The organism is Xenorhabdus griffiniae (assembly GCF_037265215.1).
GTDB classification, from domain to species: domain Bacteria; phylum Pseudomonadota; class Gammaproteobacteria; order Enterobacterales; family Enterobacteriaceae; genus Xenorhabdus; species Xenorhabdus griffiniae.
On record NZ_CP147737.1, the window covers coordinates 1,846,865 to 1,868,097 of the forward strand.

General features: G+C 40.9%; 22 protein-coding genes and 1 tRNA gene. 11 read left to right on the forward strand and 12 right to left on the reverse strand.

Annotated elements, in window-relative coordinates:
- Positions 1–39: 39 nt before the first annotated feature.
- The 9 genes from WDV75_RS08200 to yccS all read right to left on the reverse strand — a co-directional run bounded on the left by WDV75_RS08200 (position 40) and on the right by yccS (position 11,473).
- Positions 40–1,125 carry a GNAT family N-acetyltransferase gene (locus WDV75_RS08200; protein ID WP_273557318.1) on the reverse strand — a complete coding sequence of 362 codons (1,086 nt, stop codon included), beginning with the start codon at positions 1,123–1,125 and terminating at the stop codon, positions 40–42.
- Between the two features lies 1 nt (position 1,126).
- Entirely contained in the window at positions 1,127–1,987 is an 861-nt protein-coding gene (locus tag WDV75_RS08205; protein WP_273557319.1) for a hypothetical protein, read from the reverse strand.
- Positions 1,984–3,363: an AAA family ATPase gene (locus WDV75_RS08210; RefSeq protein ID WP_273557320.1), complete on the reverse strand. Its 1,380-nt coding sequence runs from the start codon at positions 3,361–3,363 to the stop codon at positions 1,984–1,986. The genes WDV75_RS08205 and WDV75_RS08210 overlap by 4 nt, the downstream gene beginning before the upstream one ends.
- The gene (locus WDV75_RS08215) at positions 3,353–4,204 is read right to left on the reverse strand and encodes a hypothetical protein (RefSeq protein ID WP_273557321.1); all 852 of its coding nucleotides are present in this window, start codon (positions 4,202–4,204) and stop codon (positions 3,353–3,355) included. The genes WDV75_RS08210 and WDV75_RS08215 overlap by 11 nt, the downstream gene beginning before the upstream one ends.
- On the reverse strand, positions 4,201–5,349 hold the full coding sequence (locus WDV75_RS08220; RefSeq protein WP_273557322.1) for a DegT/DnrJ/EryC1/StrS family aminotransferase: 1,149 nt from the start codon (positions 5,347–5,349) through the stop codon (positions 4,201–4,203). The genes WDV75_RS08215 and WDV75_RS08220 overlap by 4 nt, the downstream gene beginning before the upstream one ends.
- A 34-nt stretch (positions 5,350–5,383) precedes the next feature.
- A complete protein-coding gene (locus tag WDV75_RS08225) occupies positions 5,384–6,595 on the reverse strand; it encodes a hypothetical protein (protein ID WP_273557323.1) in 1,212 nt (403 codons plus the stop codon).
- A 4-nt stretch (positions 6,596–6,599) separates the two neighbouring features.
- Positions 6,600–7,943, reverse strand: coding sequence for an ATP-grasp domain-containing protein (locus WDV75_RS08230; protein WP_273557324.1), 1,344 nt, complete (start codon positions 7,941–7,943; stop codon positions 6,600–6,602).
- A gap of 4 nt (positions 7,944–7,947) precedes the next feature.
- Positions 7,948–8,976: a radical SAM protein gene (locus WDV75_RS08235; protein ID WP_273557325.1), complete on the reverse strand. Its 1,029-nt coding sequence runs from the start codon at positions 8,974–8,976 to the stop codon at positions 7,948–7,950.
- A gap of 331 nt (positions 8,977–9,307) precedes the next feature.
- Positions 9,308–11,473 (reverse strand): YccS family putative transporter, encoded by a 2,166-nt coding sequence (yccS, locus tag WDV75_RS08240; protein WP_273557326.1) that lies wholly within the window; start codon positions 11,471–11,473, stop codon positions 9,308–9,310.
- A gap of 66 nt (positions 11,474–11,539) precedes the next feature.
- On the opposite strand from yccS, the gene helD reads away from it, so the two are divergent.
- Positions 11,540–13,594, forward strand: coding sequence for a DNA helicase IV (gene helD / locus WDV75_RS08245; RefSeq protein WP_273557327.1), 2,055 nt, complete (start codon positions 11,540–11,542; stop codon positions 13,592–13,594).
- A 24-nt stretch (positions 13,595–13,618) separates the two neighbouring features.
- On the opposite strand, the gene mgsA is transcribed toward helD, so the two are convergent.
- Positions 13,619–14,077 carry a methylglyoxal synthase gene (mgsA, locus tag WDV75_RS08250; RefSeq protein WP_273557328.1) on the reverse strand — a complete coding sequence of 153 codons (459 nt, stop codon included), beginning with the start codon at positions 14,075–14,077 and terminating at the stop codon, positions 13,619–13,621.
- A gap of 91 nt (positions 14,078–14,168) precedes the next feature.
- On the opposite strand from mgsA, the gene WDV75_RS08255 reads away from it, so the two are divergent.
- Entirely contained in the window at positions 14,169–14,582 is a 414-nt protein-coding gene (locus WDV75_RS08255; protein ID WP_273557329.1) for a CoA-binding protein, read from the forward strand.
- Between the two features lie 64 nt (positions 14,583–14,646).
- Here the strand turns inward: WDV75_RS08255 and hspQ are convergent, their stop codons facing one another.
- Positions 14,647–14,967, reverse strand: a complete 321-nt coding sequence (gene hspQ / locus WDV75_RS08260; protein ID WP_189760833.1) for a heat shock protein HspQ — start codon at positions 14,965–14,967, stop codon at positions 14,647–14,649.
- Positions 14,968–15,196: 229 nt separating this feature from the next.
- On the opposite strand from hspQ, the gene yccX reads away from it, so the two are divergent.
- Positions 15,197–15,475 (forward strand): acylphosphatase, encoded by a 279-nt coding sequence (yccX, locus tag WDV75_RS08265; RefSeq protein ID WP_189760832.1) that lies wholly within the window; start codon positions 15,197–15,199, stop codon positions 15,473–15,475.
- A gap of 15 nt (positions 15,476–15,490) precedes the next feature.
- Here the strand turns inward: yccX and tusE are convergent, their stop codons facing one another.
- On the reverse strand, positions 15,491–15,820 hold the full coding sequence (tusE, locus tag WDV75_RS08270) for a sulfurtransferase TusE (protein ID WP_273557330.1): 330 nt from the start codon (positions 15,818–15,820) through the stop codon (positions 15,491–15,493).
- 181 nt (positions 15,821–16,001) lie between these two features.
- Here tusE and WDV75_RS08275 point away from each other — a divergent pair.
- The 8 genes from WDV75_RS08275 (at position 16,002) to WDV75_RS08315 (ending at position 21,231) form a co-directional block, all read left to right on the forward strand.
- Positions 16,002–16,089: transfer RNA gene (locus WDV75_RS08275), tRNA-Ser, on the forward strand.
- A gap of 175 nt (positions 16,090–16,264) precedes the next feature.
- Positions 16,265–17,476, forward strand: a complete 1,212-nt coding sequence (locus tag WDV75_RS08280) for a tyrosine-type recombinase/integrase (RefSeq protein ID WP_273557331.1) — start codon at positions 16,265–16,267, stop codon at positions 17,474–17,476.
- 201 nt (positions 17,477–17,677) lie between these two features.
- Positions 17,678–18,586 carry a hypothetical protein gene (locus tag WDV75_RS08285; RefSeq protein WP_273557332.1) on the forward strand — a complete coding sequence of 303 codons (909 nt, stop codon included), beginning with the start codon at positions 17,678–17,680 and terminating at the stop codon, positions 18,584–18,586.
- Between the two features lie 115 nt (positions 18,587–18,701).
- Entirely contained in the window at positions 18,702–18,917 is a 216-nt protein-coding gene (locus tag WDV75_RS08290; protein WP_273557333.1) for a helix-turn-helix transcriptional regulator, read from the forward strand.
- Positions 18,917–19,192 carry a helix-turn-helix transcriptional regulator gene (locus WDV75_RS08295; RefSeq protein ID WP_273557334.1) on the forward strand — a complete coding sequence of 92 codons (276 nt, stop codon included), beginning with the start codon at positions 18,917–18,919 and terminating at the stop codon, positions 19,190–19,192. The genes WDV75_RS08290 and WDV75_RS08295 overlap by 1 nt, the downstream gene beginning before the upstream one ends.
- 18 nt (positions 19,193–19,210) lie before the next feature.
- Positions 19,211–19,900 carry a hypothetical protein gene (locus tag WDV75_RS08300; protein WP_273557335.1) on the forward strand — a complete coding sequence of 230 codons (690 nt, stop codon included), beginning with the start codon at positions 19,211–19,213 and terminating at the stop codon, positions 19,898–19,900.
- Positions 19,901–19,904: 4 nt separating this feature from the next.
- Entirely contained in the window at positions 19,905–21,068 is a 1,164-nt protein-coding gene (locus WDV75_RS22095; RefSeq protein WP_422399058.1) for a hypothetical protein, read from the forward strand.
- Positions 21,061–21,231 carry a DUF4222 domain-containing protein gene (locus tag WDV75_RS08315; RefSeq protein WP_273557338.1) on the forward strand — a complete coding sequence of 57 codons (171 nt, stop codon included), beginning with the start codon at positions 21,061–21,063 and terminating at the stop codon, positions 21,229–21,231. The genes WDV75_RS22095 and WDV75_RS08315 overlap by 8 nt, the downstream gene beginning before the upstream one ends.
- Positions 21,232–21,233 lie beyond the last annotated feature (2 nt).

Sequence of the window (21,233 nt, forward strand, 5' to 3'; positions counted from 1 at the left end):
CTCCCCGCTTCGCGGGGAGAAATCACACGCATCTTGAAGTTAGATTGGTATATTTACATTTTCTATATCAAATTGTTTAGTATAAGGACAATATAAAAACGTACTGCCATGGAGGTTATTAAGATGCAATCGTCCAGAAAGATTGAGATCATCTGTCATTAAATGAGCTAAGAAAATATTGTGCAAATTTTGATGGGAAATAATAATCCGCATAGAAGACATTGAAAGCTCATCGCCAATTTGCATCATAAAACGATGGATCCTATCAGCCGCGTTTGTTACCTGTTCTGAATCTTTGAAAGGGGAATCAAGGGGAGTATGCAGTAACCGATAAGCATAATCTTCACCATAGCGATGCGGAATATCTGCCAGTTTCATGCCAATAAGCTCTTCTGGAAAGAATTCACAAAGTGCATCAGTTACTTGTATTGAACAAGACTGATATGCCGAGCTGAGTGCTTTGGCAGTTTCAAGTGCCCGGCGTTGAGATGAGGTATAAATATTTTGCCACGGAAGTTTCCCTAATATTCGTCTACCAATTTCTCCAGCTTGTTTGATTGAAGAGGCATCAAGGGCAATCACATCATCTTCAGGGCAGTAATCTAACTGGTCAAGCGGGATAATTTTCCCATGTCTGATCCATAGTATCTTTAAGGGGGGGATGGGGCCATTGTAGTGTATGCGTCCATCTACTTGGTGGCTTGAAAGCTCATGAGATTGCCAAAAGAAGTTGGCATTTTTTCCCACATCTGTCTCCAAATGAACATATGTGGCACCGTGGCGACGTCCCCATTGCAACATAGCATGCCATAATCCATAACCCAGCTTCTGACGCTGGTATTCATCCCTGATATAAAATTCAGCAATATTCAGGGTTACTTTTTCTTCCCGTTCAAGATACACATTCGCTAATCCCGCTAATTGTCCGGCAGTTAGCAACAAAAACAGTCCCCTGTCACCTTGCAGGATGCGTTGTTCAAGGATAGTATGATTTTCCCGTGCAATAGCCTCTTCTGACTGATCGCCAAAGACTTCTGGCCAATGACGTTGAAAATATTCTCCATAAAGATGAAGAAATGAGTTCCACAAGGGAGATTGAGGGGTAACTTGTTTGAGTTCTAACATTTTATTGACTCCATTCAACTCTTGGTGAATTAAACATCAACATAACTTTCTCACACCATTGATGATAATTTAAGCTGGAATGCGCTTTTTTTTGTCGAGGTTTGGCAAGTAACGGCTGAACTAGTCCCTGATGTTTAAGTAATGTTTGCAGGGAGGGAGAACACTTCTCCCAATTTAATGCAGTACGATAGGGACTTGATTGGTAAGACGCATACAGTGAGACATTGTGAATGTCATCTTCAATAAAGTGAGATTGCAGATATTCTCTCAATGCCGCGAATTTTTTCTCGGCAGTGATATAAAAAGTAGTAAAAATATCTCTGACAGAAGAGGATATGTACTTTCTGTTTGTTAAGCGAAGGCGTAATGCTCCACCGGTATGGATAAGTTTATTGCCGTTGAAAGAATAATAAGCGGCATGAACATGCAGGAGTTCCTGTAAACAATCTTTCCTTCCATAACCCTGAGAAAGATCCAGAAATACATGAATATTGGGGCTGCTTTGAATTTCTCGCAAAAATTCTATACATCCTGGATCGATATATCCCAAAGGATGGGCAAGAAGTATGGCACAGGGTTGTGGCAGAGAGCTTAACATTGCCATCATAGCCTGGATATCTGCTTGCAAAATCATGCTGGCTTGCTCTGGTGGTAAAACAGGGTAGAAGAGTGGTTGCCAATTGGCAGCGTAAACAGAGTCAACCATGCTTTGACATATCCACTCTGGCATCAGGCAATAGCCCTGATTCGCCACGGCTTGTAGATCTGCGCGAAAAAAGCCTCGTACTGAACAGCCATAGTTCACTATAGTGTCCAAGGAAGAGCCCCCTTGCAAAGAAAGCAGATTGCGATGAGATATCATGGTGTGATCCTGAGATGAAGACGCTCAATGTATTCATTGGCTAACTGGTTATAGAATTCATTCTCTCTGCCCCATAAATCAAGTTGAAGGCCAGAATAGGGGCAATAGATCGTTTCCAGATGACTCATCAGGCAATTGATTCCCATCAATTTTTCTCTCCCCTGATAGCTACAACCCCATTTAGCGGCATACCATTGACCTGCACCGTTATTTATCATCAGTGACCAGGCACCAGGAGTACCATTATCGTCATAGGTGACTGCCAGATGATATTGGTTACTTTTGGCTAACAGACCAGGGAGATATTGGAGATCTTCACGATTCAGGCTGCGCATATCACTCTGTTGAAGGGGTTTCCAGCCTCTTGCATCCACATATAACGCATCTTGCCATAATTGCTCAATTTGACTCGAAGCACTGTAACGTGTGACGGTATGGTGGCTGCGAGCTTTCTTAAGACTGCGTTTTAATCGTGTTGAGTGCTGGATCAAAAAGTCAGCGACTATTGTTTTAGGCGGTATGTTGACAATCGGGGCTGACCATTTGCTCTCTTCATGACATTGCAAACCCTGCTGTTGCGCTAAATCATGTAGGCAGAAATAGGCGCGGGATTGTGCGTTCAGATATTTAAATAAGACCGGTTGCCGCTTTAAAAAAGAGAGTAATTCTTTTTCTTCTTGGGCCGTAAAAGTGAAATCGAAGAAAGTATTGCTTTGCCACTGCTGCTGGCTTTCTTGCCAAACCAGATCAACATGCTCAAAACGCCTGAATTCAGGATAACGCAATGCTGTACCTAAACGCCATAAATGAGAAGTGGTTGGATTGTTAAAAAGGGCTATTGGTGCAGATTGTTGCATAATTGCCTGGCTGATTAGTGCCACAATACTGTCTGGAGAATATTTTGTGCTATCAAGCAAAGTTTCATGAGGTACATTGTAATCCCACAAACTATCTTGGGCGACTTCTCTGATACGGGAAGCTGGCAAACGATCTTCTATCGCTCGCGCCTGATTACGGGTAATCAGCGTTGGTTCCTGCGCAACGAGCCGATAATGCAGAATCCGAACACCTTTTCGCGTCAATAGGGAATGAATAGCGTCAATTTCTTCAGGATAAATGAATACGCCATCCAAAATGACCAAATCACTACCCGTATCAAGGCAATCCTCAGCAACCTTTAGCAACCGCAAGGTATCTTCCATGATAATTTTTGGCGTAAGGCACGTTCTTGGTTCAACAAAATGATGAAAAGTATCCCAGGGTAAATAGGAGACGGTGAACCCCTGCGCCAGCATGACATCTTTCAGGCGGTTGCACGTTGTGGATTTACCACTTGCCGGTGTTCCTCTAATGACAACAACAGTTTTATGCTTCATTGCCTAATACCTTTAATTGCCAGCCTCGCATGATATCTACAATAGAATGCTGATTAAAGACGGTTTGATAATACTCGTCATGACCAATTTTAGCGGCACGGTGCATAATCTGTTTTTCGGTGAGGCGTAACTCGATCTTATGATTGCTATTACCCAAACACATTTCCTTTCCTTGCGTATTTGGTGGTGGAGGGTAGAGCAATACATTGCAATTCTGGCCAGTGGCATGATAGTAAATCTGGATTGCTTTTTGTTGCGTGGTATTTTCCACAAATAACGTTTGCTCTGGAGAAATCTCTAGCGCTGTGCTGAGAAATTCGGGGGTATAAAGAGTAATGTTGCGGTAATACACATCCAACATCATCTGTTCTTCATCTGTCCCCTGTGGATAAGTGGCATCCGGTTTTTTGGCGTAAAGACCATATAGCATTGAAGTTGGCAACACCGTCTTGATGTGGGGGATCCATTGATCAATATGCTGGCGGATCTTATCTTCGGAGGTATCTACCCAATAAATTGGAGGTAAAGGAATGTTAAGCTGCGCCAAAGTATAAACAATGCCGGCTTCTAACCATTCCCTCATTGTGTTGTGGTTAGCTTGTTGAGGATCAAAATGCAACAAGTCGGCCATCATGATTGCTTCGTAGGATTGAAAATAGAGATAAACAGGGGCATTGTGCTGTGAAGCGATAATTGCTGGCAACACAGAATCGATCAAATCTTGTAGTGAAAGTCGGGCTGGTACACCTTTTGCGTAACAGATACAAGAACCTCCTAACACATATTGGACAGGCTGATGATCCCCGTTGAGCTGAGTAAAAAAGTTATTGCCTAATATCATGATAAATTTCCTTCCCTGGCCCACTGTAAAACATTTTCGTAAGTCGCATTATCAATAGGCACAGGCAGGCAAATACGGTCACTCACAATTGTTTTATGTTTCTCTAATGCTGATACAGGGGGCGGACTTGCTTGTAGAACCCAAGGAAAATGGTCAGAGTAGGGAGAAAGCTGATTTTTTATAATCGGATGGTTAGCCAGATCCCAGGCTTGCCAATCATATAGCAGCGTTGAATTGAAGCGACCTTTGGGTAATTTGCCGCGTTTTAACCAGACAGAAACGGGTATCGTACCCTCCGGACGTGGGGTGATCCAATCTATGGGCAAATGTTGCAGGATCGCTTGATAACGTTCGGTTAATAAGGCACGAAACTGTTCAATATCTTCCAGTTGGTTAATCAATAATGCCGCTTGTATTTCATTGAATTTATTATTGTCACCAAAACCAATACTATTGCTCCAATCTGGATAACCTTCTGCTGTACGTTCAGCACCGTGGTCAGTCATCATGCAGGCATTGATGAACAGAGCATTATTTTTGGCAACCAGTAAACCCCCTTCACCACTACTGATTAATTTATTGGCCTGAAAACTGAAACAGCCATATTCGCCAAATGTACCTACAGGCTGGTGTTGATATTTCACTCCCATTGCTTGTGCGCAGTCTTCAATCAGGTACACATTATGTTGTTGGCAAATTTGGGCGATTTCAGCAATTGAAGCAGCAGTACCTTCCAAATGAACGGCAATGACTGCCAGAGGTTTGGTATCCATTTGATTTAACGTCTTGTTTAATGCCTCTGGACACATCATGCCATTGTCATCGACATCGACGAGAATCGGGATTAATCCGCAACTGAGCGCGGCATTGGCAGTAGCGATAAATGAAATGGAAGGAATGAGCACCCATTGCCCGATTTTGGGCCTAAGTCCAAGTAAAGCCGCTTTGAGCGCGACAGTGCCATTTGTCAGTAGGATGGCATATTGGGTATGCAAAATATTTTGTAACAGCCTTTCTGCCTGACGGCAATATTGGCTCTCTGTGGCATATCTAAACACCGCTTTATTATCAAGAACGGTTTGCAAGCGGTATTGTATATTATCAGCAATCTTGGTATTACCGAGATAAGGTCTAAGATATGACATAGTATAATCCTAATAATCAATATTTTTATTAATATTACCTGTGCCAATGGTGAACCGGAGCAGGTATTTTATTCATTTGAATGATTAAATAAACAGCTATTGCAATCAGTGACAGTATGGAGAAACCGGCCACCGGTAAAAAAGAGTGTGTAGAGCCAGGAGCAATGGATACGGTGATGGCAGCTATTGGGAATGAAAAATTCATTGTGATCTGAAATAAAGAAAACAGACGACCTTGTTGCATTTCCAATCCCTTTTGATAAATGGTCTTGGTAATTAAGACATTGAAATAAATTATTGCGATGTTATAGAGCAAATAGAAAAGGGATTTCGCATAAAAAATGTGTAGCTGAAAGAACAGAATGCCAAATATAAACAGGCCAATAAATATTGAAATGGGATAACGTTGGATACGATTATCAACGCGGGTTTTACTGAGTAATGTTGTACAGAAAACAGGTATCAAAGCACTGAGCAAATAGAACAGGGTGACCAATCCATAACTTTCATTCGCCAAACTTTCCATAACAACAACAGGGAGTGCCACCATCAAAAACGCATTGGCAAAAATTGCGAAAACAATAGCAATGGCAAATGTCTTATAATAATGCTGTTGAAATACAGAACGTAACCCAACGGATAACTGGGATTTTTGCCCTGTTGTACGTTTTATCTGCATTTTTATCATAAGATAACAGACATAAAAATAAGGCAACAGAGAGAATAATTTGATAGTTACAATCGTATCTATTCCTTGAGTAATACCCAGTAAAGCACCAAATCCAGGGCCAAGGGCTGAAATAAGCGATGTAGCAATAACAATATAGAGAGAGACATTCAACGTCTTACCACCTTGTTGCGCTGTCCAGTCATTAAGTTCATGCCAGGCAACACGTGACCATGGAATTTCATAGGCAAAAAGAAATTCTAATAATGAAATAAATAAAAGCAACACAATGGGAGAAAATGTGATTTTGCTCAGTAATAATATTAATAATGACAATGTGCTAAAGATTTCAATCAACAATATAACAATACGGAATCTCCAAATATCTGTTGAGTAATCAATTTTATAACCCCATAACAAAGCACCAATGGATGTGAATAAAAATATGATACCCATATTGGCATAATAATATGTCGTGGGTGTGTTCTCAGATAATAATATATAGGGATATCCGACGGCAAGAATACTTGAGCCAACACCATTAATCAATAAAGAAATCAGGAACAGATATCTTATCATCGTCTTAATCTTTTTTTATGGTTGTATAATGGAATTTATTATTGTAATTGTTTAAATATTTCAAAGTTTCATGTTCATTTTTGGCAGAGCAAATAATATATCCCATTTTTTCCGTGTAATGGGTATTGGAAAAATAACTGCCCGTTTCGGCATATTGCTGCCATTCAATCACATGCTCATCTATAATTTCTTTTATCGGTGTTATGGACTTTACTTCTCCAATCGGCGGATTAAAAATGATCATCCCAATGCAATTGAGATCAGCGTTCTCTATGGAGGAAGAAAGTTCTTTGCCACCCGAAGCTGGGGAAATTAATGCGTTGATAAAGACATCAAAGGCATGCTTACTATAGGCTTGCGCATGAAGGTCGAATAATCTGAGTCCTGGTGGACGTGATGCGGTTTCGCAAAGTATGAGATTGTCGGTATTTTCTTCAATGAAAATTTCAGTATGAGTAAAACCGTATTCGAGATCGAATGCCTGCAATACCCGCCGATTAAATTCAAACAGCCTGTAGCTATCAGGCGAGTCTGGCAGCATGGTATGCCACATAAAATGGCTGGGTTTGGGGTGATCGGAAGCGAGTAATGAACAGGCGTAAACGCCGATGCCTTGATAGATAATCTTATGCTGAAATACTGCTGTATCAACATGCAGTAACTTACCCTGGATTTTTTCTTCCACCAGATACTCTTCAGGTGCATCAAGTTGCTGTAAGGCATAAAACAAGGAAGTGCGGTCTGGATATTCGGCCACTCCCATTGATCCCCAAAATGAGCGTGGCTTTACAATAAAACCAACCTGGTTGCCTTTGTGTGTGGCAGAATTTTCAACGGACTCAGTAAAGACCTCAAAATGTTCAGGTGAGGTTAACATTTCTGAAGCCAGTGTGAATTTGGGACAACATAGCCCACGTTCATTGGCAGTCTTCCGCATTATCCATTTATCTCTAAATGATCGGGCTACATTAATGATGTGGGTATCTTGGTTAATATGGGCTGCGATGATTGCCATCAATTCAACATGAAGCTCGGAAAAAGCGATAAAGTAATCGATGTGAATTGGAGCAGTGGTAATTGATAGTGTCTCTTTGGCTTGTTTTAGTGCATCTATTATTTTTTCACAAGCGTGGTTAGCCAACGGCTCATCAACGATTAAATAGGCCAATGCCAAAGAACAATCCGTTGAGTCCAGCCATTTTTTCTTGATCAACAGAATAAGATTTAAATTATGTTGATAACAGAGTTGAACAAAACGTTCACTATCTTTGATATCTGGCATACAGAAGATAGTTGGCTTCCCGCGATGAAAACCAGCCTGATTGTTGATGTGTATTTCTAGAGACATCGTCTTACCTTAACCTATTAGCAGGATCACAGCCTTTAATGCAGTTACAAGTGATTACGGGATACATTTTTTTACGAAATAGTGAGAATCTATCACCATGCCAAATATCGTGTAGTGAGTTTTCCAAGACATTCCCCATAATATATTGCTCAGGATTTGGCCGATACATCGTGGTATCGCAAGGGTAGACATTTCCTGTTACGGCATCAATGAATAGTGTTGTCAATGGAATAGCACATGCTTTTTTGCCGGAAGCGTTATAATGTCCCATTTCAGCGCGGCAATAATCCTCTTCATTGCGGCCGAAAATTTCATAATTGGCATCCATAAATAAATGGCGTGAAATCTGTTTGCTTTCCAGTAAGGTATTTATTTTCTGCATAAATACTTTAATTTGAGCCATATTTAAAAATAGCAGGGGATAATCTTTAATTGGGATAAGGTTAACACCATCAACGCTCAGTTCGGCCATTTTAAGCAGGAACTTATCGATAGTGTCGTAATTTAATGAAGTCACAACATGATTGACAACAATAACAGAACCTGGTATTTCCTGCTTAATATATTTCATGGCATCATAAAGATTGTTTGTTAACCAACGAATGCCTCGTGATTCGCCATTTTTTTCGGGTTCTACATGATCAATGGAGATATAAAATTTTCTGACAAGGTGACTCTTGTTTTGTACACGATTGAAAATCTTTTTTGATAAAGCCGTTCCATTGGTTGTAATGGAAATAGGTGTGTTTTTATTACAATCCAGAATAGCCAGAAAGTCTTTTGATAAAAAAGCTTCTCCTCCATGAATATTCACTTCTTGTGGTGAGAGAGCTTCTAACTCTTGCCAAAGTCTAATCATGTCTATTTGTTTGTGTGCATCAATCTGAGCGGTTTGCCACACATCGCAAAATTCGCAACGTGCATTACAAATATTATTTATGCGTATAAATGCATAATTAAGTTTAGGCATGGCAAAAAGCCCTTCCGGATCCAGACCAATAGGGTATTTAGCAATGGCAATTGTCTCTTCCATATTATTTTCCATTTGTTTATAAATTCAAAGGTGATAATTATTGCTATTGATAAAAAGTAAAATGAATATAATTGATTGTTGTTTTTTATAGATTTGCGACTTTACAGAAGTTTCACATATAATCAATATCAAAAACGAATGATTATGATATTAATATTTGTAAATATCGATTTTATTAAAAATTGATGGGTGTTTATTTATATAACACTCCAACTTCAATATGCGTGTAATTTCTTCCCTCAAAGCGGGAAGAAATCAGGTTTCATAGAGTGTTGTAACTTGAAGTTTAATGCCTATAGTCAGGGGCAGTATCGCCCCTGGAGACAAATGATTAGTGTGGTTCTTGATCACTAATTTGCTTTTTTAAATAAACAAATTCCGGTAATAGCTCAATGAGTAATCTTATTTGTTGTAGTATAAGCTGGACTTTATTGTTACTTTCAGAAGGTATCAGATTAATTTTTTCTAACAAACTATTCACCGCAGCTTGCAATATCGCATCATTCATCTGGTCTTGCTCTAATGTGGATTCAACATAACAGATTGCATCATTAAGAATATTTAAGATTGCTGGATCGTTAAGTTTATCTCGATGAGCGCCTAATGCAGAAATATAACTTAGCATAGTGTGGTTGAGGCATAGTAGACGAAAAGCGGCCTCTTGGGAGATACGATAATTTTTGGGTTCCGAGGCCATATTTGAGATCACTGATGCCAGTTCAGCATCACAATTGTGCGCATCACGACGGGCGATCCGATAATTCAGGCTATTACTTTTGCCCTGGTGGTATTGGGTTAAAATTGCACTAAGATAGCGGCAATTCGCTCCCATTGTGCGGGTAATTACTTGAGGTAATTGACGGAACTGCCAATCTGGCCAGATGAAACTCACGGCAAGTAAAGCAATACCACAACCTACGAATGTATCAATGATTCTTGGCAGCGCTACTTCAAATCCTTCACCCAATAAATTGAAACTCAGTAATACCAGCAGCGTGATAAAGAGCGTTGCATGTGCATATTGACTATTACGGAAGGCAAAGAACAGCATACCAGAAATAACAATCAATACTAATTGGCCTTCAATGGAAGGGACAAAATAGAGAATGGGCAGGCCAATTAAAATTCCCGCCAGTGTACCCATCACACGTAAGGCCAGACGGCGGCGAGTGGCGCTATAGTTCGGTTGGCAGACAAATAAACTGGTGAGCAAGATCCAATACCCACGCTGTAAATCAAATAGCTGAATAATGGCATAGCCAGTACACAACAAAATGGACATACGAATAGCATGGCGGAATAGTGCAGATTGTGGTGTCAGGTGGCTTCTGATCCTAAACCCTATATCACGCCAGCCAGTTAAATCTTCTTCAGATAACTGCGTTTCTTCTTGTTTATCTTTTGGGGCGTCGGTTTGGGAAAGCAGATATTGATCTGAACCCAGCCCGGCTAATTGGGCGTCAATGGCACGTAAATTTTTCAACAAATTATCAAATGCCATAATCTTAGTGTCAGTGCCTTGCTGATTTCTTAAACGCTCAATCGAACTTTCAAGGTAGCTGAACGCACTTTCAAACCGCGGGTTATGTTGATATTGCTTACGCAGGATAATAGATTGTGCAACCTGTTCACATGCCCGCGCTTGCATGGAAAGCAATCTCTGGACGCGGAACATAACATCACTGTGGCGAAATACTTCTCTTATTTTTTGATATTGAACATGGGATGAACTGGCACGTTCATGGATATCCTGGGCTACAAAATAATAGTGCAATGTATGGCGAGTACCTCGTTGTCCCCGATCTCCCTTCAAACGACTAAGCAAAGAACTTTTAGCCTGATTGAGCGTTGCGACTAACGCACTGTTCGCCATGGCGACATCAAACACAGATTGTTTATATTCCCCAGCTTCAGAATCGGGATCAAACAGGCTGGTTTTAGCATAGAGATACACTGAAAGTTGCTGGTAACAGCGTGCTAAATTTTCTTGCAAAGGGCGAATAGGGAATAATAAATGGCCTGTTAACGTCAGCAAGTTATACCAGATAGCGCCAGTAAGCAGTAACAAAGGCTGTTGATACCAGACAGGGAAGATTGACGAACCGAGCATGGTATAAATGGCTATCAGTAAAGCACCAAAAGCGATGGTGGCGTAACGTTGTCCCAGAGCACCAAGCAGAATAAAGCCACAAGTGGATATTGCTAAACCAGGCATGAAAAGCCATGGATAGGGAAACAGCAGTGTAATAGCAGTTGAAGCAACAAAGAAAGAAATCAAGGTAATAGTGAGATTACGTAATCGTCCAACCAGGCGGTCATCCAGGTCGGTTAATGCCGCTGCAACGACACCTAACAGCAGTGGAATTGTTATTTTGAGTTCTTTCCCCAATAGCCAGGGGATGAGAGTGGTTCCTGTCAGAGCAATAAATATACGGATATAATAGAGAGTGTGACTGTTATACAGAAAATGGCGGGAGCGGGACAAGACCGTTAGCACAAAATACTCCTAACAACATTTACGTGATGAAATCGTTCAACAATTTTCAGATACGGTGCCACGACAATGGAACTAAAATCAACGCAAATCGGCCAACGCCTTGCTCAGCACCCTTATAATCGGGTACGTCTACTGAATGCTGGCATTGAAGTTAGCGGTGACAAGCACCAGTACCTTATTCCATTTAATCAATTAATTGGTATTCAGTGTAAGCGAGGGATTGTTTGGGGGGAATTGGAATTTGAACTGCCAGAAGGAAAAGTCGTTCGCTTGCATGGTACTGAATGGCAGCAAACACAACGTTTTTACCATTATCTATTAAAAGAATGGCAAAAATGGAGTCTCGATATGAGCGATGTCAGTGCTGATGTTTTGGCTGTTCAAGTAAATGAAATAGCTAAAATCAAACAACAAAATCGTTGGCTAAAAGCCGCTGATTTAGTTTCCATACAACAACAAATCAAGGAAACATTTCAGGCTTTACCTTTGCCATTACAACGAGTCACGCAATTTGAAAATTGTCGGGACAATTATGAGATTTGTCTGGATTGGTTAGAGTCTGGTGAAAAAATAATTCAAACGCTGAACCGACAATGGGTTGATCATATGCTGGTGGAATATGGACAATTTTTCCAGACAATAGAAACGTCACCACTTGATTACGCTCAATGTCAGGCGGTGATTAATGGTGAACAAAATATTCTGGTATTAGCAGGGGCGGGCAGTGGAAAAACCGCTGTTTTAATTGCGCGCGCAGGGTGGTTATTGTTACGTCAATCCGCACTTCCTGAGCAAATTTTGTTGTTGGCTTTCGATAGTCGGGCTGCTGATAAAATGAATGAACGTATTCAGGCTCGTTTGAGAACCCAGGAAATAAAAGCAAAAACATTTCATGCTCTGGCATTGCATATTATTCAGCAAGGCAGTAATAAGTCGCCAAAAATTAGCGAGCTGGAAATTAATCTGCAAAAGCGCCGTGATTTTCTCGTTCAAGAATGGCAAAAACAGTGCGGAGAAAAAAAAGCACAGGCTAAAGGTTGGCGAGAATGGTTGAATGAAGAATTGGGCTGGCAATTGCCGGAAGGTGAATATTGGCGTGATAAGTCATTGGCGATTCGTTTATCGGTCCGTTTAGAACGTTGGCTGGAATTAATGCGTATGCAAGGTGGCAGTCAAAAAGAGATGGTTGAACAAACACCTACTGCTTATATTGATGCATTTCAAAAACGTCTACGGCTGATGGCACCTTTACTGAAAGCCTGGAAATCGGCACTGAAATCTGAGGAGGCCGTCGACTTTCCAGGTTTGATCCATCAGGCGGTGAATATTTTACAGAAAGGTCGATTTATCAGCCCGTGGAAACATATTCTGGTGGACGAATTTCAAGATATTTCTCCCTTGGCGCTCAGATTACTAACGGCATTGAAGGCACAAAATAAGCAAAGTCATTTATTTGTGGCGGGAGATGATTGGCAGGCAATTTATCGCTTTAGTGGCGCTGAATTACCGTTAACGACAGCATTTTCAACCTATTTTGGTAAAGGCGTTGAGTGTACATTGGATACGACGTATCGTCTTAATGACCGTATTGGGGAAATTGCCAACCAATTTGTGCAACAAAATCCTTATCAATTTAAAAAGCCTCTTAATAGCCTGACGAAAGGCAGTAAAAAATCGGTTGTTATTTTACCGGAAGAGCAGTTAGAGGCATTACTTAATAAAATGAGTGGTTATGTGACCAGGCAGGAAACTATCTTATTATTGGCACGTTATCACTATCTCAAACCTGAATTATTGAAAAAAGCACCGACTCGTTGGCCAAATTTGAAGATTGAATTTATGACAATTCATGCAGCTAAAGGGCAGCAAGCGGATTATGTCATTATACTGGAATTGCAACAGGGCCAAGACGGTTTTCCGGCACCAGCACGAGAATCTGTGATAGAGCAAGTTTTATTACCACAACCTGAAAATTTCCCTGATGCAGAAGAGCGTCGTCTGTTATACGTTGCATTAACGCGAGCAAAAAAGCAGGTTTGGTTAATGCAGGAACCGAAAAAACCATCTATTTTCATTCATCAACTGGCACAATTGGGCGTACCGATTCAGCGTAAGCCCTAAATTTCTCCCTGATGAGTGTTGAAATCACCGCAATCTTTCATTGAGATAGCACTGATAATCTGGCACGCTAATATCAACACATTGAGAGAAAAGTGCTGAGTTGATAAGAAAATCGGCGGTTGAACAGTTGGTTGCAACAGGAATATTCCAAACCGTTGCCACGCGCAGCAGAGCTTTAACATCAGGATCATGAGGAACCGCGTTCAAAGGATCCCAAAAGAAGATTAAAACATCAATTTTGCCTGCCGAAATCAGCGCACCGATTTGTTGATCACCTCCCATTGGCCCACTTAACATACTCGTTACAGGCAATCCTGTTTTCTGCTGAATTAAATGCCCCGTCGTTCCTGTAGCATATAAAGTATGTTTTTCTAACAAAGCATGGTGGTTATTAACCCAGGCCAGCAAGGAGTTTTTACAATGATCGTGTGCGACAAGCGCAATTTTTTTCGATTCAGGTAAGGTGCGAACAGTTGATTCCATAGAGATGCCTTTATATAAATGAATTATTTATCATAAACACTGTAGCAGATAAACCAGATGAAAAATGCTGTGGAGAATATGGGAGGACAAAATGAATGATCAATATATAGTGGATATTTTGGGAAAAGTAAAAACCATCGCGTTAGTTGGAGCGAGTGAGAAAACAGATCGCCCCAGTTATAAGGTCATGGAATACTTACTAAAGCAGGGATATCAAGTTATTCCTGTCAGTCCTAAACTGGCAGGACGGACTTTATTGAACCAGCCAGTTGTGAGCCAATTATCTGATATTAAACAACCCGTCGATATGGTTGATGTATTTCGCAACGCAGAAGCTGTTTATGGTGTTGCGGAGGAAGCCATCGCCATTGGTGCAAAAGTCCTTTGGTTACAAAGTGGCATTATCAATGAAGAAGCAAAATTATTGGCAGAAAATGAAGGGTTAGATGTTGTGATGGATCGTTGTCCGAAAATTGAAATCCCGCGGTTGGGGATGGAAAAGTGAATAAGGTAGCGATTGGTTTATTATTCACCACCTTAGAGTTATTGGTTAACGGTAATAAAAGTATTTAATTTCGTAGCCGTGGCGCTTGTAATTGACTGCGGATAGATTCGGCTAACTCATCCAGAGAGGATTGTTCTGGATGTTCATCTGATGTTTCGTAAGTCAATTGGGCTTCTGCCAAATAAGTATGAATAGGTTGACCATTGTCATCTTCCATCACAACGTGATACCACGGCGCTGAACGTAAGGTAGCATTAGATGCAATATCATTTTCCTGCGGTTGTTCTAAAGAATATTCAGCATCAATATCTACAATAACACCCAAGTAACCCAGCAACCTATGTCGTACTTGCTGGCCGATACCGAATTTGCTGGCGATCATCATAGCCACCTCCAAAGAAACCTTGCAATGACTCTTATATAAGGGCGGTAAGGTAAATTTCAAGCGCGCACCCGGTGACGGTAGCCGGAATTTTGCATGATTTTTGAAATCAGGATGGCATGTGACCGCCATCTCATAATTTCAGATTAGCTGTTGCGTATATAAAATACAATAACAAAAGTGGGTTTAACGTTTCAAAGTTCTTACCATCTTATCTGGGAGGAATATAACGATGACTAAATGCAGCATGACTATTTATGTTTACGGTAGGGTACAGGGAGTTGGATTCCGTTATCACACTTACCGTTGGGCAAAGAAAAATAAGCTGGCGGGATATGTTCGTAATATGAATGATGGAAGTGTGAAGATTGTCGCTTGTGGCAATGATGCACAAATCAAAATGTTAACACATTGGCTGGAGCAGGGTGGGCCTCCGGGCGCCAAAATAGAACATTTTCAATCTCAGTTTTGTGAAGTAGAAGAGATGAGTGATTTTAGCATCCGTCATTAGTGACGGATGAATAAATCAAATACATTTGACTGGTTTGGGAAGGCCGGCAATTTTTGTTGCTTGTTTTGCCGGCCCTTTGGGAAACAGGCGATAGAGATAACGGCTATTTCCTTTCTCTTCACCATATTTTTGGGCGATCGCTTTGACTAGCATACGAATAGCGGGTGAAGTATTAAATTCTTCATAAAACTCACGGACAAAACGGATAACTTCCCAGTGCTGTTCGGTTAGAGCGATTGCATCCTGTTCGGCAATGACAGGAGCCATAGCTTCTTGCCAATCACGATAGTTTTTTAGATAACCTTGTGCATCAGTTTCGATCTCACGACCTTCAAATACCAACATAACTTTTTACCATCCAATAACGATGGCCGCAATTTAGCAAAAATCACCACTATCCCCAAGAAAGATTACTCAACATGCCGAATAAATAGACCAACAGACAGTATTGTGAGTAAATTAACCGCAGTTGAACAGATAAATACTTTACATTGGTAACTGTGATGTTTATAGTGCTCGACATCGCGGAGGGGTGGCCGAGCGGCTGAAGGCAGCGGTCTTGAAAACCGCCGATGGGAAACCATCCGAGAGTTCGAATCTCTCCTCCTCCGCCATCTACACTTCTAGCAGCATCTCTTAAAGTCTACTTTTCTCAGTAAAATCAAACAAAAAACCAATATCTCATTATATCAAGGTCTACTGTCGTCTTCCTAAATCTCTACAATTTGTTGTATAATTTTTTGTATAGAAATTCCCTATACATTTTTTCTATACAATATTGGGTGGTTTATGAGGCTAACAGACTTGGCAATCAAACGAGCCAAACCAAAGGAAAAAGCCTATACGCTGGCGGATGGTAATGGTCTATCTTTGTTAATCGATACCAAGGGTTCTAAAGGTTGGCGATACCGTTATCAATTTGCAGGTAAAACCAAAATGATCTCATTAGGTGTTTATCCAGTAGTAACACTCACCGAAGCCAGAAACAAACGCGATGAGGCAAGAAAGCTGGTTGCTAATGGAATTAATCCGAGTGAAGCCCGAAAAGCAGAAAAAACGGCAGCCATTAATCAAACGGAACACACATTTAAGAATATTGCGCTTGAATGGTACAACAGCCGCAAGGATAGGTGGTCGGTTGGTTACCGTGAAGATATGATGTCCGCATTTGAAAATGATGTATTTCCTTATATAGGCGATCGCCCGATTGCAGAAATAAAGCCACTCGAACTATTGGAAGTCCTTTCTATTATGGAAAAGAGAGGAGCGACAGAAAAGTTGAAGAAAGTTCGGCAACGCTGCGGTGAGGTGTGGAAATATGCAATCATTACTGGCAGGGCAGAATATAACCCAGCGCCAGATTTAGCGAGTGCTTTTATCCCTCATCAACGCGAACACTACGCTTACCTTTCAGTAGATGAATTACCTGAATTTCTGTGTTCTATTGATAAATATATGGGTAGTCAAATTGTCAGAACGGCTTTGCGTATTCTTATATTAACAGGCGCTCGCCCTGGTGAATTACGCAAAGCTGAATGGTCAGAGATTGATTTAGATAAGGCTGTTTGGGAAATATCGGCTGAAAAAATGAAAATGCACCGCCCTCATATAGTGCCATTGTCTGAACAGGTTATTGAGTTACTGAAGCAAATACACCCAATCAGCGGTAGTTATCAATATATTTTTCCTAGCCGTACTGATTATAGAAAGCATATATCTGATATGGCATTAAATACGATGATTAGGCGTATGGGTTATAGCGGTAGAGCCACAGGTCACGGCTTTAGGCACACCATGAGCACTATATTGCACGAACAAGGCTATAACTCTGCTTGGATTGAAACTCAGCTTGCCCATGTTGATAAGAACAGCATTCGAGGAACCTACAATCACGCTCAATATCTGGATGGGCGCAGGGAAATGCTTCAATGGTATGCCGACTATATGGAAGCATTAGAACAAGGCGGAAATGTGGTGCATGGCAAGTTTAGACGTGCTTGATAGTCATGGGATCTGACTGACTATTTCAATGTGAATAGAAATAATCAGTCAAGCCCTTTAATTCTGCGAATAATGAAAAATATACTCACTAGTTATCCACAAAACTACCCGATTTTGTACACTTGCACCTGCATGATTAAGTTGTAGAATTTACCCCAGTAGACACCAAAATAACAACATGGAAACCATGGAGGCGAGCAGTTGGATATACTGGGGAAAAGAAAATGGTTAAATCTGAATGAATGTGCAAAATATTTACGGAAAACACTTAATGATGATATCAGTGTTTCTGACGTAGCTCGCCTGATTGCTGACGGTGAGTTAAAACCATCAATCTTTTTTCACTCTTGCTGCTTTGTACGTGAAGTGCAAATCACGAGCAAGCCATTATCCCATGTGCTTAGTGAACCAGAGACAGCTATCACATCAAATATTCATCTTCTTAGCCAAGAAGCTCTATTGCCTGATACTCCTATAATTCACGCAACCCCAATTGGTGATAAAATAATCTTTACCGAGGGTATCTGGTCTGCTCTGCACATTGGAATCATTAAATACGAAGCAGAAAAAAAATACAGTGAAGAGCAGGGGCTACCAAAAACCAAGAGATCTTTATATGAGACGAAAGGGATAATATTGGCAGATGGTGAAAAAAGATTTCAAGTTGTTCAAAAAATAGACTTTGAACGTGAATTGATCGCATTAGTGAAATTATCTCAGTCTCAAAGAGAGGAAGAGAATGGATTTTTTAAGGCACATATAGAGCGATTTAAGCAAATAAAGAACGCTGAAATTACAGGTGATATCTATGACAGTTTTGTGCCATGTGTTGGATTGCCGGAAAATTCATACTTTGCAATTAAAAAAGAAGACATAGACGTATTTGTATCTATGTGTATGCCAGCTAGCAAAAAAACATCATCCAAGACGGCTAATAAGCAAGCAGAGTTTATATATGCACTAATAGCGGCTCATTATGGGCAAGATATAGCCAATAATCCACGCTCTCATATTGATAATGGTGATATAAGGATTGATCTTGAAAGTAAAGGTTTTGATGTGCCATCAGGAAACACAGTATCAGGCTGGTTAAAAAACATCAGCGTGTAATATTACATTTGAGTTTGTAATATTACAAAAAGCGCCAAATAAGTTTTGTATATTCCCCCTGTCATCAACAAACGTCCACTAAAGAAAATCAAGGACTCGATAACAGGAGGGCTACATGCCAGCAATCACAATATCTAAAGAAAACCTCATACGCTTACCCGAAGTTCAACGCAGAACTGGCTACGGTAAAGCGTGGATCTACAAACTCATTGCAGATAATAAATTTCCTAAGCAAGTCAAGATTGGTACTCGCTCAGTCGCTTTTGTTGAGTCAGAAATTGATGACTGGATATCACAACGTATAGCTGAATCTCGCAGCGAGGCAATGTAATGACAAAATTTATATTACCTACCGACGAACAGCGGAAATATATTCTTTCTGCCTATGGCGAAATTGAAAGGCGAATAAGAGAAAGGGAACGAGAAAGAATATCCGGTATATCTCGTAGTCATTGCCATAAATTAGAGGGATTAGGTCTATTTCCTCCTCGCTGCCATTTTGGGCGTAATTCTTGTGCATGGTTATTAAGTGATGTTTTATGGTGGGTGCGTAACCCGCCAACAGTAGAGAACGTAAATAACCCCTACAGCCGAAAATCAAATTAATTAAGGCAGGGTAAAACGATGACATCTAAAAATATGGCCTTAAATGGTCAGGGACCCGCTCACACTGAAAACAGCCAAGAACCTATTTTAGTTCAGCACAGAACTGAATCAAGAATTGATTCACGTATGTTTTCTAAGCGCATCGGAATTCAGCATAAAAGCCTTTATGAGTTAATTAAAAAGAATGCCAAAAGTTTACGGCAGTTTGGAATCCTTCCGTTTCAAACGGAGCGATTAAATACCGAGCAACTTGGTGAACGCAAACATAAGTATGCCCTGCTCAATGAAAACCAGTTCGATTTTATGTGCCGCCTTGTTCGAGGGCGCAATCATGATCTGATGGTTCAGTTCAAATTAGACGTAACAAAGGCATTTGCTAAGAAACGAGCCGCTGAACCTATTCGCCGTGAATATTTGCCGAACTACCATGAGTCACGTGATGCGTTAAGGGATTTAGGCGCAGAGCGTCACCACTATATCAACCTTGCCCGTACTGAGAATCGTTTTGCGGGTTTAATGGATGGTGAACGCCAGAACGCAGACGAGCAACAGTTGGGGTTACTTGTCTGTATTCAGAAAATTGAACAGGCTGCTTTTCAGGATGCAAGGAACGCGGGTCAATCACCAACACAAGCACTGAGGGAAGTAAGTCGCCGTATTGAGCTGTTCGCAACACTAATGAACCCTACAGGGCGCATTGGAGGATAATTTGATGAGCGGTCATAAAACATTCTCTGTTCCCCCGAAACGGGGGAATCAAAGACCAAATATGGAACAATTAACCTCAAGTCGGGGAAAAATTAACTATAGGAATTCCTTGAGGTTAAGGAGTCCTATTGCCGTAGTTCTCACTTTAGCTGGTCACTCAGAGAAACTTTTCGCTCAGTTCCAATCGGAGAAATATTTCGCTGATGGGTATGCGAATATTTTCGGACACCTCAGTAACTCATTGATTTCATCGCTGACCGTCAGATTGGCGTTTGGTCGTAATTTGGGAGGCTCCCCGATTATTTCGGGGTGGTTACTTAACTCATTGATATTTAATCACACTGCAAATATGCAGTCTGGTCATAATCTGCACGGAGCTTTTAGCGACGCACAAACTTTGCGACCGTCATTTAGTCAGTCACAAAAAGAAAAGGATAGCACGGCGAATGCTACCCTTTGGCGCAACTCAGATTTGAGTTACATGCTAAATCAATTAGTTAGTTATTACTCAGATGATGCTTTGGTTTTGCGCTTTTCTGATTTGAGTTTCCGTTCGCAGGCATCAATAACCCATGCAGAAAAATTAGCACTTGAGTTAGAAGGCTTACTCGCCTCCACACTATCGTTTATTTCCTCGATTAATTCATGGGGGAAACGAATTCCTTTGTATCCTGATTTGTTGTTCTTATGCCCTGTTGCCATACGCCTCATCTCAAAAAAGTGTTTTAACACTTATAAAGATACACCATTGAACAAAATTCCGAAAGTGTTTAAACAAATTCCTCTTGACGTGTTTAAACATTATGACGTAATGTATTTAAACACCTTCATCGATATGAGGGTAAAAATAGCAACGCCCCGAAGTGCGGCAAACACTATCGAGGCGTCTAACCAACAACCGTTAACTGGAGTAACGATTATGGCTATACAACAGCATAACCAAACTCGCCTTAAATTTACATTCCTAATTGCATCAGGCACTCAACGGCTGGTGGATCTTCACCCTGTACGCCTTATCACTGTGCTGGCGGATAGTGAAGGAGAAGCCCGTCTACTGGCTGGCATCTCTTCCCTGATATTCGTTTCCCGTAAAGCATGGGATATCGGTATCGATACCCCTTTTAACTGTAGCGATATGTCTACGGTTCAGGGGGCGAACCATGCGTAACCCCGAACCTCATGACTATTACACCCACAAGAACGGGGAAGCCGTACAAGTGCTATCAGTGGCCTTTAATCGCGTGACCTTTGTCCGTGATGGTTATCACACCCCGTGCATCATGCCATTAAGTCGATTCACTAAAGAATACACCTACGCAGGGAGAGCCTGATC

Excerpts from the sequence above, each read along its gene's own strand:
- WDV75_RS22095 (WP_422399058.1), top strand. The coding sequence starts at position 19,905 with ATGAGCGGTCATAAAACATTCTCTGTTCCCCCGAAACGGGGGAATCAA.
- WDV75_RS08225 (WP_273557323.1), bottom strand. The coding sequence starts at position 6,595 with ATGATAAGATATCTGTTCCTGATTTCTTTATTGATTAATGGTGTTGGC.
- WDV75_RS08235 (WP_273557325.1), bottom strand. The coding sequence starts at position 8,976 with ATGGAAGAGACAATTGCCATTGCTAAATACCCTATTGGTCTGGATCCG.
- WDV75_RS08205 (WP_273557319.1), bottom strand. The coding sequence starts at position 1,987 with ATGATATCTCATCGCAATCTGCTTTCTTTGCAAGGGGGCTCTTCCTTG.
- WDV75_RS08200 (WP_273557318.1), bottom strand. The coding sequence starts at position 1,125 with ATGTTAGAACTCAAACAAGTTACCCCTCAATCTCCCTTGTGGAACTCA.
- helD (WP_273557327.1), top strand. The coding sequence starts at position 11,540 with ATGGAACTAAAATCAACGCAAATCGGCCAACGCCTTGCTCAGCACCCT.
- WDV75_RS08315 (WP_273557338.1), top strand. The coding sequence starts at position 21,061 with ATGCGTAACCCCGAACCTCATGACTATTACACCCACAAGAACGGGGAA.
- WDV75_RS08300 (WP_273557335.1), top strand. The coding sequence starts at position 19,211 with ATGACATCTAAAAATATGGCCTTAAATGGTCAGGGACCCGCTCACACT.
- WDV75_RS08255 (WP_273557329.1), top strand. The coding sequence starts at position 14,169 with ATGAATGATCAATATATAGTGGATATTTTGGGAAAAGTAAAAACCATC.
- WDV75_RS08210 (WP_273557320.1), bottom strand. The coding sequence starts at position 3,363 with ATGAAGCATAAAACTGTTGTTGTCATTAGAGGAACACCGGCAAGTGGT.
- WDV75_RS08220 (WP_273557322.1), bottom strand. The coding sequence starts at position 5,349 with ATGTCATATCTTAGACCTTATCTCGGTAATACCAAGATTGCTGATAAT.
- WDV75_RS08215 (WP_273557321.1), bottom strand. The coding sequence starts at position 4,204 with ATGATATTAGGCAATAACTTTTTTACTCAGCTCAACGGGGATCATCAG.
- hspQ (WP_189760833.1), bottom strand. The coding sequence starts at position 14,967 with ATGATGATCGCCAGCAAATTCGGTATCGGCCAGCAAGTACGACATAGG.
- WDV75_RS08280 (WP_273557331.1), top strand. The coding sequence starts at position 16,265 with ATGAGGCTAACAGACTTGGCAATCAAACGAGCCAAACCAAAGGAAAAA.
- tusE (WP_273557330.1), bottom strand. The coding sequence starts at position 15,820 with ATGTTGGTATTTGAAGGTCGTGAGATCGAAACTGATGCACAAGGTTAT.
- WDV75_RS08295 (WP_273557334.1), top strand. The coding sequence starts at position 18,917 with ATGACAAAATTTATATTACCTACCGACGAACAGCGGAAATATATTCTT.
- mgsA (WP_273557328.1), bottom strand. The coding sequence starts at position 14,077 with ATGGAATCAACTGTTCGCACCTTACCTGAATCGAAAAAAATTGCGCTT.
- WDV75_RS08290 (WP_273557333.1), top strand. The coding sequence starts at position 18,702 with ATGCCAGCAATCACAATATCTAAAGAAAACCTCATACGCTTACCCGAA.
- yccX (WP_189760832.1), top strand. The coding sequence starts at position 15,197 with ATGACTAAATGCAGCATGACTATTTATGTTTACGGTAGGGTACAGGGA.
- WDV75_RS08230 (WP_273557324.1), bottom strand. The coding sequence starts at position 7,943 with ATGTCTCTAGAAATACACATCAACAATCAGGCTGGTTTTCATCGCGGG.